This window comes from Limnohabitans sp. Rim28, from assembly GCF_000293865.2.
Taxonomy (GTDB): Bacteria; Pseudomonadota; Gammaproteobacteria; order Burkholderiales; family Burkholderiaceae_C; genus Limnohabitans_A.
The window spans coordinates 80,214-92,992 of the sequence record NZ_ALKN02000013.1; the positions used below are offsets into that span (position 1 = coordinate 80,214).

A 12,779-nucleotide genomic window follows, 5' to 3' on the forward strand; every position below is an offset into this window, starting at 1 on the left:
CAGCGCATCGGTGCGCTGTTTCCCTTGAAGGAATTCGCATGAAAAGAAGACATTTGTTGTTGGCCAGTGCGGGCGTGGCGGGTGTGGCCCTTTTGCCCGAGGCCCGTTTGTTTGCTCAACAAGCCCAGGAGTTCATGGAGGGGCCTGCTGTCGCCGATATCCCGGCGCAGCAGTTGTCCAAACATGTCTGGATGATTTATTCACCGGATGGATTTCCGACCCCGCAGAACCGGGGCATGATGGCCAACATCATCTTTGTGGTGACCTCCGTGGGTGTGGTGGTCATTGACTCAGGCGCGTCCTTGCAGATTGGTCAAATGGCCATCCGAATGATCCGCAAAGTGACCGACAAACCCGTGGTGGCCATCTTCAACAGCCATTACCACGGTGACCATTGGCTGGGCAACCATGCTTTTGTCAAAACCTACGGCGACAAGCTGCCCATCTACTCGTTGGCCAGCAGCATTGAAAAGCTCAAGGGCGCAGAGGGCAATCTTTGGCGCAGCCTGATGGAGCGCTGGACCAACCAGTCGACCATTGGCACGAAAGTGGTGATTCCCAACACCGCCGTTCAGCATGGTCAGGTGATCCAGTTTGGCGATGTGAGTTTGCGCATGCACCATTACGGGACAGCCCATACACCTTCTGACCTGAGCGTCGAAATCGTGCAGGACAAGGTGACGGCCGTGGGCGACATCGCCATGACCAACCGCATCGCCAACATGGACGACGGCTCCTACCCCGGCACCTTCAAGTACTACAAGGCTTTGATGGCGGCCACCGGCGAGCAACTTTGGGTGCCAGGGCACGGCCGTGCACGCCCAGACCTGCTCAAGACCTATGGCGATTTCATGGCGGGTATTTGGGAGCCCAGTCTGAAGGCTGTGGAAGATGGCAAATCCGAGGCCGAAGCCAGAGCGGCGGTCATGAAAGACCCCCGCGTTGCCTCGCGTGCCAAAACCATGGATGGCTTTGATGGCAACATTGGCAAGTACATCAGCCTGGCGTACTTGGAAGCTGAAAAGGTCGCGTTTTAAAAAAAGAAATCCGCACCATGTTGAATGTGTGCGGATTTTTGGGGGGGTGTGGCTGGTGCCCCCGACAGGAATCGAACCTGTATCACTCCCTTAGGAGGGGAGAGTTCTATCCATTGAACTACGGTGGCCTTCAGAGCTGAGATTGTAACGACCGTGAATGCGCCAGAAGCGTGACGCCAGCATCCCTGGATGCGCGCTCAGAATGGCAAGCTTTGGAGCAAGAGGTGCGCACTGTCACCCAGTTCGGTACGCACCAGGCGTCCTTGGAAAAAGATCTGCAGTCCTTGCCAGTTGCTGGTGTGCACCAGGAAAGGTGCCAAGCCATTGACCGTTTGGTTCATCCCGGCTTTGAGGTTGAGCAAGGACAATTTGTTGTCACTGTCGAGCACACACAAAGCGCTGTCTGCTTTGGCCTCAATGTAAATGTAGCTGCCCGGTTTCAGGGGGTTGCTGGGGGTGTGCGACGTGCTGTTTTTTCTGTGTTTGTCGTCGCACGCGATCGAAGCCAGTTGCACCCTGTCAGGTGCAGAGTTTGCGGGCAACGCCGCTGGCGAGATGTTGGCGGTCTTTGGCACCACTTCGGGCGCAGAGGCTGGCATCAAAGCAGGTGGTGTTTCTGCAGCTTGTGGTGCCGAAGCTGAACCCCTTGGTTGGGCATTCTCGAGGTGCGGAGCGGCGTGCCTTTGGATCTCAGTTGGCGGCGTGTCTTGGTGTTGCACACCCAGGAATCCCCCTAAAACCATCAACAGCAGGCCACCTGTCACCAGCAATGGATGTTTCAGAAAGGGATGGGGAGAAGATTTTTTGTAGACATCTGAGGAAGAAACCGGGCTGGCGGATGAATCGGCTGGAGCCAGCGCTTCAATTTCAAGGGCGGGCACAGTCGGCAAAGCTTCAGGGACGGGTGGTATGACTTGCTCGGCTGTTGCGGGATATTCATGGCCCAGTTTCTTGAGCAGCTTGATGCCGGTATTTCGCTTGATCAACTCGTTGTAAAAGCTCCGTCCTTCACCGCTTTCCAGTTCATGCAGTTGGGCCGCAGAGATGGTGTTTGCGCGCGCAAACACCAACGCATCGATGCCCGCGTTATTTCGGAGGTTTTGCAACAGTTCACCGTCTTCAGGGCCCCAGGGCTGGGTGTTCGTGGACTGAATAGACATGGATGTGTGAAATACCCCAAAATAGGGTGAATACGTTAAAAACGATTTTTTGGAATGACCATCATTGGCGAGTCATCCAAGATGTTACCTTAGGTGCTCATAAATTTGTTCGGAATTTTTTAAATCGATAGCCATTGTGAATTTTGATCAGAATGCTCCAAGAAAGATGCCACGTCAACAGCGCGGTTTGATGAGTGTTCTGTCGTTGGAGCAAGCCTTTGTTCGGGTTTTGATGCTCACTGGGGATTTTCAGAAAGTCAAAGTGCGCGACGTTGTGGATGTCGCTGGTGTTGGAATTGGCACTTTTTATGATTACTTTCCCAATTTACAAGTTTTGGCTGCTTCGGCCATGCGCGCACGAAGGGATGCCCTGATCAGAACGTTGCGTCAGACCATGGTTCGGCACGCAGACGCTTCGCTCAGCACCTTGATCGACGCCATGCTGGACGATTGCGTTGAAATGGCTTTGCAGCAACCCAAGGAGTGGGCGGCCTTGATGATGATCGAGCGTCAGGTGGAGGATTTACGCGGTTTTCAGGCTTTTCATGTGGGGATCCAACAGACGTGGGTTGATGCCCTCGAATCACATGGTCCTGCATTGCCTTTGCCGCAAATCAAGACCATGTCGGCCATGGTCCACGCCATCACGTATGGCTGGTGTACGCAAGAAATTCTGGTTTTTCGGGGTGATCGCACGCGCCAGGCTTCGCGTCAAGAGTTGGGCTCTGCGGTGCATGGCTACCTCAAGGCCATGTGGGGTCAGCCACAGCCTGAATGACGCTCACATGGGGCGCACCTTCAATCTTTTCGGATGGTAAAGATCAAATCAAGGGCACTTTGCTCGGCAGCTTGCGCGCGCAGTGTGAGTCGTCTCGAGATATCGTAAAAAATGAACAAACTGCCCAGCGTGCCGCTCAAACTGGTTTCGTAGGCCATGTAAAAGTCTTGCGACAAGCGTTTGCCCAGCGTGACGGCGGCGCCAGTGGCGGTGGTCCCTGTGCGTGTGCTGGTGGCCAAGCTGATCTCATCCAGTCCCAAGCTACCAGCCAGTTCGCTGCTGAACGTTTTGCCATTGCCACTGAGCAAGGCCATGGCTGCTTGTTGCAGCACTGCCGATTCGGCGCCACCGCTGGCCGCCGAACGCCCCAGCACCAGCCAGGCCAGTTTGTCGGCATCGGGCATCTCCGGGTCGGCATACAAACGGATGCGGGGCAGCAGTGCATTGCCCGAAACCTGAACGCCAACAGGCTGAGGCAGATGAGGGCGCAAGGCAATGATTTCCAGACCCGGGTTGTCATAGGCGCCATTGAAACGCAAGACGCCAGTGCTGATGTTGAGTTGTTGCCCATAGGCGTTGTAACGACCGCCCAAAGTCCGCACCTGCCCTTGGAGGCGAGGCAAGCCTTGGGTGCTGGCGTTGCTGACCAAATCCAGTTGCCCGGTGAGGCGGGTGTTCAGGCCTTTGCCCTGCAACTGAAAGTCAGGCCCCAAGTCGAGCGTGACGCGCACATCGGGCACGCCAAACCAGCTTGTTTCGGGTGGTTTGGGAACGCTTGTGGATGGGACGTCTCGCGGTCCAGATGGAGGCCGCACGACCACCACATCGTCGCCCAAATTGGGGGTGCTTTCATCGGGCAAAAGAAACAAGGCTTGATCGGCCTTGAGAAGTCCCCTGATTTGCATCAGCCCGGTTTGCATTTGGGCCGTGACTTGACCCGACATCACCAATCGACGGTCAGCGCGGTTGCTCAGACGAAGGGACTTCGCTTCCATTTGCAAGCTCATTTGTGCCGCTTGCAAACGGTTGGACTTCGATGGCGTGCTTGTGGATGCGTTCGGGGCCAGGTTGATTCGGCCTCGCGCAGAAAATTCCCCGCCCTGGGGCCCGGCCCCGCGCAGGCTCAAACTGTCGAGGATCAGTTCTTGGCCTAGCAACCGTGCTTGCATCTGGCCTTGGTCAAATGCGATGCCTTGCACAGCCGAGCGAACCGCCAATTGATGGGCTTGCAGGCGACCTTGCCATTGAGGTTGGCTGCGCGTGCCGGCCACATCAAACTGGGCATCCAATGTGCCTTGAACGCGCCAACCCGGCGGGGCCAAAACGGACCAAGCACCGATCTGCGGCAGTTGGGCTTTGACCGTGCCGCTTAAGGGCGCTTGGGCTGGCCATTGCCAGCCCTCTTTTGTGCGGCTGAGTGTGCTCAGGATTTGCGCTTGGGCTTGGCCCATGAGTGCGCTGTCCCATTGCAAATCGGCTTGCAGCTTCTCGTTGTGAACGTGTAAAACCACGTTGGCCTCGCGCAAGCCCGCGGCAGTCGGTTGTCCTGGCGATGGTTCGGTCTGGATGCGCAAGTCGCCTCGGCTGCGCCGAATTTGTGCAGTGAGGGTGGTGTCTTCGTTTTGCGTCAGTTGCACCTGTCCTTGCAGCAGGACATCGTTTTGGATACCCATGCGCCATGCGCTGGGTAACCAGTTCAGCGGCAGGTCTACCCAACTGGCAGCAAGCTGGCTGCGTGGTGTTTGTCCGGTGCTGGCCCAATGCCAATGGCCGGGTTCGACTTGCACCCGGCTGTTGCCCGGTGAGGGCCCTTGCACTTGCATGTGGGCGTTGGACCAGCTCAGTGCCAAGGCTGACTGGCCCAGATCGGCTTGCCAGGCCATGGATTTTTGGAGTTGCAAACGCCAAGCGGCTTGAGGTTTGGAGCCGAGTTCCTCCATGTCGAGGCTGTCCAGCAAACCCCGCCATTGTTGGCTTTGCATGTGCTTGCGTTCAGCGCTCAGCCGCGCTTGCAACTGGGATGAGGCGGAGCCTTGGGCCAAGTGGCTTTGCCATTGGGCTTGCCAGGACAGCGGTGTGCCCACCATCTGCAGTTGGCCTTGGCCCAAGACCCAAGCAGCTTGTGGGGGCGTTTGCCATGACAGGCGTGGCCATTGAGCGTTCAGTTTGAAAGAGGTTTGGGCTTGCGCATAACCGCCTTGCCATTGCGCTTGGATGTGTCCTGGGCCTGAGGCCTTGAGGGCTGAAAGCCGATCGCCCCAGCCCGGTAACTTTTGGACCCAAGCCCAACTGGCAGCGGCATCCTTGACATCCATGTCGATTTGGCCTTGGCCCTCAAGGGGCGCAAGCAGTCCTTCCGCTTTGGCGCTGAGGCCTGGCAATTGCACCGACCATTGACCTTCAAGTGAGGTTTGCCGTGGCGAATACTTGAAACGCGCCTCCAAAGTCGCCTGTCTGGCCATCAGCTTGAGCGCGTCGATGTGCCAGACCTCCTCTTGCCAATGACCTGTCAGTGCCAGTTGTTCAAAGTGCAATCCAGGAGCAGGGCCAAGCCTCGATAACGCTTTGGCAGGCTTGATGGGTGCTGCAGCTGATTGCATTTGGGCATCGAAGCGGATCCGTCCTGACCCTGTGTCTTGTGCCTGCAGTTGGCCTTGTAGGGGCGGGCCTGCCAGTGCGCTGTGCAACTGAGCCGGTTGGATGCCAGACACCGCCATGTTGCCGGTCCAACCCGCAGGGCTTTGAGCGCCCTGAACTTGCATTTGGCCTTCAGCCATGTGTGCCTGCGATGGCAGGACTTGCCACAGGCCTTGTTGGTGGCGTGCATTCAATGACAAGTGGGTCAGGGGCAGCCGCTGCAAGTCCCAAGCTCCGGGTAGCAGATTGCGCAGTTCGGCTTGCAAAGTCCAGTCAGGGCCGTCGGGCTTGAGTTGCGCGTGGCCGTTCAAGTGGGTCTGCGGGGCTTGAGGCCACAAAGGGGCCAAGTTCAAAGCCTGCCATTGTCCTTGCGCTTGCACGATGGCGGGTTGTTGCCAAGGCCGCACATCGGCCTGTAAAGACAGTTGCACGGGTGCTTGGCCTTGTGGCCAAGAGGGTTGATGGGGCGCTGGCAGCAGCTCTGCCGTGACCTTGAGTTGGGCCTCTGGACCAGAAAGTGAGCCTTGGGCGGAGGCATTGAGCAGCAACGCCAAAGCGGGCGTGTCACCGATGGCGGACGTTTTGACCAAGCCTTCTATGTCCAGTTTCAAAGCCATGGGCGCAGTGCCTTGCAGACGGGCTTGCAAGCTGTATTGGCCTTGGGCCAAGGTCAGCGTGGGGACTTTCAGGGTGTGGTCGCGGCCGTCATAAGCGTAGTGCGCTTGCACACCCGTCAGCGTCACAGAGGTCGCCCCTTGCCACTGAAAGTGATCGACTTTCAGGGCCATTTGCACAGGCAGTGGCCAGTTCAAATTCAACCAAGGGGTCAGGGGCTGGGTCGGCCGTTGGTCTTGAATGTGCAGCGACCGGAGGTGAAGACTTTGTACCGGCCAAGGCTGCTTCCAAAGCAGTGACCAGTCGATGGCGATATCGGCATCCAGGGCTTGCACTTGGCGCAAGGGCGCACGCCACGCCACTTGACCGATTCGCCCGCCTTGCCGCAAGCTGCCTTGCACGTTGCTGCTGGTCAAATGTTGCCCGGCGGGCAGTGCTTTGTCTGCCCATTTCAAAGCCGTGCCCAATGAGCCCTCGGTGCCTGCCCAAAACCACAATGACGCAGCCAAAGCCACCAACACGATGGGGCCCAACAAAGCCGACAGGCTGCGCAGTGACCATGTGCCCAAGCCCATCGCGGCGCGGCGAATCCAGCGCGCAGCCACCGTGGACTGAGAAGTTGGCGGCGAGGATGGCGCAGACATGGTGTTGCAAGCTGGGGGCGGGTTAAAAAGTGAAGCCCACACTCAAATGCAAGCGCCATTTTTGCAAAGCTTGTGCATGCGCCAAGTCCATGCGCACCGGGCCAATTGGACTGCGCCAGCGGGCCCCCATGCCATAACTCCATTGGGTGTGCAGCAGGTGCAACTCGTTGGCGACCGCGCCGGCATCGGCGAAAACAGCGGTCTCCCACTCGGTCAGTTGGCCTTTCCAACGCACAGGGCGCTGCCACTCCACGCTGCCAGTGCTCAGGTAACGGCCTGCGCCGACTCGTCCGTTGCCCAAGTCCACGCCAATGCTGTTCAATGCGTATCCCCGAACGCTGTTGTCACCCCCTGTCAGAAAGAGTTGGGTGGTCGGTAAATTTCGCGTGTCTTGGCTGACCACACTGCCCATCGATGCCCGCACGGCCAGTCGGCCGCTGTTTTGACCCAATGGCCAAAGGCTCAGGCCCTTGGCCAGCCAGCGCACATAAGGCTGATGGGTGGCGCCCAAGCTCACGCCGGAGCCCAGTTCAAGGCCCAAACCTAATCCTCGGCTTGGAAAGGGTAGGCTGTCAAAGTCGCGCCACGTCCAGGCCAAGTTGCCGCTGACCGATTCCAAATTTCCCAAGACATTGCTTTGCTGTGAAGCCACGTCGTATTGCGCGTAATAAGAACGGTCGATTCGAGGACCGATTTGGATTCGGCCTGCTCGCCAACGTTGGCTGCTGATCACATCGTTGTCTCGCACTTGGCGGTTGATCTGTGCCGAGGTGTTCCAGCGCCACAAAGTGCTGTCGGGCGGAGCCAGCAGCTCGAGACCCATGGTTTGCAAGTCTTTGTCAATCGCCAAACGGCTCACGGCCCGCCAATTCAAGCCCGGAATGCTGTGGTGCGTATGTTCTGCCGTCAGGCGAGGGCCGCTGTCACTGCGCACGCCGACCCCCAAGAGCCATCTTTGACGAAGGCTCTCTTTGAGCTCAATGTTGACCGGTGCCCGTGCCAAGTTGCCTTGTGGTTCTAGGCTGACAAAAACCGAGTCGTAAAAGCCGCTGAGCACCAAGCGTTGTTGGGCCTCCAGCAAATCGCTTTGCCGGTAGGGCTGATCGGGGGACAAGCGGGCAAGGCGCTCGACCTGAAGGGCGCCGTATTTCGTGGCGCCTGTGATGTTCAACTCGCCCAAACGAACGGCGGGACCGGAGTCCACCGTCACGCTCAGCTGCACTTGGTTGTTCTCGGCGTCCACCCGGGCCTCGCTGGTGGTCACACGGCCCCAAGGGTAATGCTCGGACACGAGTTGCCGCAAGGCATTGTTCTTGGCACGGCTCCAATCGGCTTGCGTGAAGTTGGCACCAGGTGGCAAGTCCCATTGCTTTTGAATGCTGGCTTGTTGCCGTGGACCGGTTGTCGCTTGTGTGAGTTCGCCCAACCATTGCCACTGCACTTGGCTGATGCGCGCGGGCGGGCCGGTCTTCACGGTCAGGGCGACTTGCCCCAGTGCATGAGGACCTTTTGTCTTGTCTTGTTGCCAGCTCAGTTGGGGGTTGAAAAATCCTTGAGTGGCCAACAATTCGCGCGCTTGGTCGTCGGCACTGTCCAGCAGTCGCGTCAATTCGGTGTCGTCTAAATCGCTCAGGGCTTGGAAGCGCTGAAGCGCCATGTGCTTCAACAGGAAGTCGCGAATCTCTGGGTTGTCGCTGGTCACCACCCAGCTGAAAGCCAAGGGTTGGGTGGCCGATTTTTCGGCCAAATCAGAGAGGGTCTCGGCGTTGGCCTTAGGGCTCCAAGCCGCAATAAACCCGCACAGGCCCAGCAGCAGCGCTGTAAAGAATGGACGAGGTTTAAACCATCTCATTTGCTCAGCAAACGCATCGCATCTTCCAAACCTTTCAGGGTCAAGGGGAACATGCGCTGGCTCATGAGCTGCTGGATGATGGAGATGCTTTGTCGGTACTGCCAAACGCCTTGCGGCTCGGGGTTGATCCAGGCGTACTTCGGAAAGGTGTGGGTCAGCCGCTGCAGCCACTCGGCCCCGGCTTCTTCGTTGTTGTATTCAACACTGCCGCCTTTTTGCAAAATTTCATAGGGACTCATGGTGGCGTCCCCAATGAAAATCAGCTTGTAGTCCTTGTTGTATTTGCGCAGGATGTCCCAGGTCGGAAACTTCTCGGCGTAACGGCGTTTGTTGTTCTTCCACATGAAGTCATAGACGCAGTTGTGGAAATAATAAAAATCCAAGTGCTTGAACTCGGCCTTCACAGCGGAAAACATTTCTTCAACGCGCGCGATGTGATCGTCCATGGTGCCGCCGACATCCATGAGCAGCAAAACTTTCACATTGTTGTGGCGCTCGGGCCGCATCAAGATGTCCAGGTATCCCGCATTGGCCGCCGTCTTGCGGATCGTGCCGTCCAGATCCAGTTCTTCCACCGAGCCCTCCCGCGCAAACCGGCGCAGGCGGCGCAGGGCCACTTTGATGTTGCGCGTGCCCAGTTCTTGCTGGTCATCGTAGTCTTTGTAAGCGCGTTGTTCCCAAACTTTGACGGCACTCTTGTTGCCACCCTTACCGCCGATGCGGATGCCTTGTGGGTTGTGGCCCCCGTTGCCAAAAGGCGAGGTGCCGCCCGTGCCAATCCACTTGTTGCCACCTTCGTGGCGTTCTTTCTGCTCCTCAAGTCGCTTTTTGAGTGTTTCCATCAGCTCATCCCACCCCATCTTCTCGATGGCGGCTTTTTGCTCGGGCGTGAGTTCTTTCTGAAGGATTTTTTCGAGCCAGTCGAGTGGCACTTCTTTGGTGAAGTCGGTCAGCATCTCCACGCCCTTGAAGTAAGCGCCGAAAGCCTTGTCGAACTTGTCAAAGTGCTTTTCATCCTTGACCATCACCGTGCGGGCCAGATGGTAAAAGTCGTCGATGCTGCAAGCCTCAGATGCCGGGCCGACCACATTGGCCTGCAAGGCTTCAAGCAAGGTGAGGTACTCGCGCACCGAAACGGGGAGCTTGGCGGCACGCAGGGTGTAGAAAAAATCGATCAACATGACCGGGGTTCCTCAGGTCTGGCGCGGTTCAATTGGAAGTCGAGGTGGGCGCGCACATTGGGCCATTCATTGGCGATGATGCTGTAAACGCAGGTGTCGCGCAGTGCGCCAGCGCCCAAAGGGTGGGGGTTGATTTGGTGGCTGCGCAAAATGCCATCGAGCTTGGCGCCCAGGCGTTCAATGGCGCGGCGGCTCTGATGGTTGAAGAAATGGGTGCGAAATTCCACCGCGATGCAGTTCAGTTGGTCAAAGGCATGGGCCAACAGCAAGCGCTTGGCTTCGGTGTTGAGCGGTGTGCGCTGGACGCTTTGGCGGTACCAAGTCGAGCCGATTTCCACCCTGCGATTGCCCGCATCGATGTTCATGTAGGTGGTCATGCCCACGGCCTGGCCGGTGGCGAGTTCAATCACAGCAAATGGGCACATGCTGCCCTTGGCCTGCAAATCAAGGCGGCGCTCGATTTCGGCGGCCATGCCCTCGGGAGAGGGGATGGCTGTGTACCACAGCTGCCAAAGCTCACCATCACGCACAGCTTGCGCCAGTGCGGCATGGTGTTCAGCCCGCAGGGGCTCCAGCCGGACGCGTGTGCCGGTCAGGGTCACTGGCGACGCAAAGGCTTTCATGGCCTCAGCGGTTGCGCTGATTCATGAAGACCAGCTTTTCAAACAAAGTCACATCTTGCTCGTTTTTGAGCAGGGCCCCTACCAGTGGGGGCACCGAAACCTTCTGGTCGGCGCTTTGCAAGGCTTCGAGCGGGATGTCTTCGGCCACCAGCAATTTCAGCCAGTCCAACAATTCGCTGGTCGATGGCTTTTTCTTCAAGCCGGGCAAGCCGCGCACGTCGTAAAAGGTCTTGAGGGCCAAAGCCAGCAGGTCTTTCTTGAGCGCTGGAAAGTGCACGTCCACGATCTGGCGCATGGTGTCCGCTTCAGGGAACTTGATGTAGTGGAAAAAGCAGCGGCGCAAGAAAGCGTCCGGCAATTCTTTTTCATTGTTCGAGGTGATGAACACCAACGGGCGGGTTTTGGCCTTGATCAGCTGGCGCGTCTCGTAGCAATAGAACTCCATGCGGTCGATCTCGCGCAGCAAGTCGTTCGGGAACTCGATGTCGGCCTTGTCGATCTCGTCGATCAGGATGGCCACAGGCGTCTCGGACGTGAAGGCCTGCCAGAGCACACCTTTGATGATGTAGTTCTCGATGTCCTTGACCTTCTCGTCACCCAGTTGGCTGTCGCGCAGACGGCTCACGGCGTCGTACTCGTACAGGCCTTGCTGTGCTTTGGTGGTCGACTTGATGTGCCACTGCAGCAGAGGCAAGCCCAAAGACTGGGCCACCTCTTCGGCCAGCATGGTCTTGCCAGTGCCAGGCTCACCTTTGACCAATAAAGGGCGCTTGAGGGTGATGGCCGCGTTCACGGCCAACATCAAATCCTGTGTGGCAACGTAGTTTTCGGTTCCTTGGAATTTCATGGCAACAAGTTCTCGGAAAAGGTCAAAGGGTTTGTCAGGATTATGAGGGCCAGCCCGATATAATCTACAGTTGATTTTTATCAATCGTTTGGATTGTGTGAGCAAAATGAATAAGCTGTTGACCTCGATGTTTGCCTTGGCTGTCGCTTCTGTGACCGCCTTTTCTGTCCATGCCCAAGAGATCAAGGGCGACGCCAAAGCCGGCGAGCAAAAAATTGCCATGTGCATCGGTTGCCATGGCATCAAAGGCTACCAAGCCAGTTTCCCTGAGATTTACCGCGTGCCCATGATTTCGGGTCAAAACGCCAAATACATTGTTTCTTCACTCAACGCCTACAAAAAAGGCGAGCGCAAGCACCCCACCATGCGCGGCATTGCAGACACCTTGACCGAGCAGGACATGGCTGACCTGGGTGCGTACTACGAGCAACATGGCAACACCAAGCCCGTCACCACCGCCCCCAAGGCGGCTGATGCCAAGGTTGCGGCTTTGTTGCAAAAAGGTGCCTGTATTTCTTGCCACGGCGAGAACTTCAACAAGCCGATCGACCCCAGCTATCCCAAGCTGGCGGGTCAGCACAAAGACTTTTTGTTTGTCGCTCTCAAATCCTACAAAGTTGAAAACCAGGCCACATGGGGCCGTAACAACGGCGTCATGGGCGGTATCGCGAAGCAGTTCACCAACGCCGAATTGAAGGCCATGTCGGCTTACATTTCGACTTTGGAGGGTGAGATGAAAGTGGTTCCCCAGTCGCGTTTCCGCTGAACTTTGGGTTCACGCCTCTCAAAAAAACCCGCCTAGGCGGGTTTTTTGTTGTCTGTTTGAATGGTTTGAGCCCTGTGGGCCTCAGTCTTTTGTGGCGTTGCGTTGCACGCAGGCGATGTAGGACTCGCCGTCGGGCATGCGCCCTGAGCGCTGGCTTTCAAAAATCATGCGCCCTAAGCATTCCATGGCCTGGTGGTGCGCGTCGTGCAGCGAGTTGATACGGTGCGTGAGCAGTTCCACTGCCTGGCGAATGCCCCGGGGTTGGTCGATGCTGCATTGCTCGCTGATGGACAGGTGCATCGAAAGGTGCAAGAAGGGGTTTTCGCGGTTTGGATCGTCGTTCAGCATGTTCGCCAGGGCGGCATCGACGTCGGCCAGTTCGGCGTGGTACTCGGGGTGTTCGTCGATCCATTGGCTGACGAGCATTTCCATGGGCTCCAGCGTCTCGGTGGTTTTGGCCTTGGCATAGACGCCGCAAAAAAAGCGCCGGACATCGGCTTGTGAAGGTTGGATCAGCATGGGGGGGATTGTCTCTTATGTGTGTTGGCTTTATGTCTGTTGGAGCTTTGGGAGTGAGAGGCCGGGGTGCGGGGCCGGGGCTCAGAGGCGCTTCGCTTTGCCACATCGCCCCGGCCCCGC

At 57.5% G+C, this 12,779-nt stretch carries 10 protein-coding genes and 1 tRNA gene; 3 read left to right on the top strand and 8 right to left on the bottom strand.

The window, feature by feature from the left end; translation table 11 throughout:
• Window positions 1-38 precede the first annotated feature (38 nt).
• Complete coding sequence (locus B472_RS14060) at window positions 39-1,037, top strand: MBL fold metallo-hydrolase (RefSeq protein ID WP_026039674.1); 999 nt, start codon at window positions 39-41, stop codon at window positions 1,035-1,037.
• Between the two features lie 53 nt (window positions 1,038-1,090).
• Here the strand turns inward: B472_RS14060 and B472_RS14065 are convergent.
• Window positions 1,091-1,165, bottom strand: a tRNA-Arg gene (locus B472_RS14065).
• A 69-nt stretch (window positions 1,166-1,234) separates the two neighbouring features.
• Window positions 1,235-2,197, bottom strand: coding sequence for a hypothetical protein (locus B472_RS14070; RefSeq protein ID WP_019427622.1), 963 nt, complete (start codon window positions 2,195-2,197; stop codon window positions 1,235-1,237).
• Window positions 2,198-2,387: 190 nt separating this feature from the next.
• On the opposite strand from B472_RS14070, the gene B472_RS14075 reads away from it, so the two are divergent.
• Complete coding sequence (locus B472_RS14075; RefSeq protein WP_192877877.1) at window positions 2,388-2,975, top strand: TetR/AcrR family transcriptional regulator; 588 nt, start codon at window positions 2,388-2,390, stop codon at window positions 2,973-2,975.
• A gap of 20 nt (window positions 2,976-2,995) precedes the next feature.
• Here the strand turns inward: B472_RS14075 and B472_RS14080 are convergent, their stop codons facing one another.
• From B472_RS14080 to B472_RS14100, 5 genes are read right to left on the bottom strand one after another with little or no spacing between them, the layout of a single operon-like run.
• Window positions 2,996-6,871, bottom strand: a complete 3,876-nt coding sequence (locus B472_RS14080) for a translocation/assembly module TamB domain-containing protein (protein ID WP_019427624.1) — start codon at window positions 6,869-6,871, stop codon at window positions 2,996-2,998.
• Window positions 6,872-6,893: 22 nt separating this feature from the next.
• Window positions 6,894-8,723, bottom strand: coding sequence for an autotransporter assembly complex family protein (locus B472_RS14085; RefSeq protein WP_081504983.1), 1,830 nt, complete (start codon window positions 8,721-8,723; stop codon window positions 6,894-6,896).
• A complete protein-coding gene (locus tag B472_RS14090; RefSeq protein WP_019427626.1) occupies window positions 8,720-9,904 on the bottom strand; it encodes a VWA domain-containing protein in 1,185 nt (394 codons plus the stop codon). Before B472_RS14090 ends, B472_RS14085 begins: the two co-directional genes overlap by 4 nt.
• Window positions 9,898-10,527, bottom strand: a complete 630-nt coding sequence (locus B472_RS14095) for a GNAT family N-acetyltransferase (RefSeq protein ID WP_019427627.1) — start codon at window positions 10,525-10,527, stop codon at window positions 9,898-9,900. Before B472_RS14095 ends, B472_RS14090 begins: the two co-directional genes overlap by 7 nt.
• Before the next feature lie 4 nt (window positions 10,528-10,531).
• Window positions 10,532-11,374 (bottom strand): MoxR family ATPase, encoded by an 843-nt coding sequence (locus tag B472_RS14100; RefSeq protein WP_019427628.1) that lies wholly within the window; start codon window positions 11,372-11,374, stop codon window positions 10,532-10,534.
• Window positions 11,375-11,480: 106 nt separating this feature from the next.
• Between B472_RS14100 and B472_RS14105 the strand changes: the two genes are divergently transcribed.
• Window positions 11,481-12,140: a cytochrome c gene (locus B472_RS14105; RefSeq protein ID WP_019427629.1), complete on the top strand. Its 660-nt coding sequence runs from the start codon at window positions 11,481-11,483 to the stop codon at window positions 12,138-12,140.
• Window positions 12,141-12,221: 81 nt separating this feature from the next.
• On the opposite strand, the gene B472_RS14110 is transcribed toward B472_RS14105, so the two are convergent.
• Window positions 12,222-12,656 (bottom strand): DUF1841 family protein, encoded by a 435-nt coding sequence (locus B472_RS14110; protein WP_192877878.1) that lies wholly within the window; start codon window positions 12,654-12,656, stop codon window positions 12,222-12,224.
• Between the last annotated feature and the right edge of the window lie 123 nt (window positions 12,657-12,779).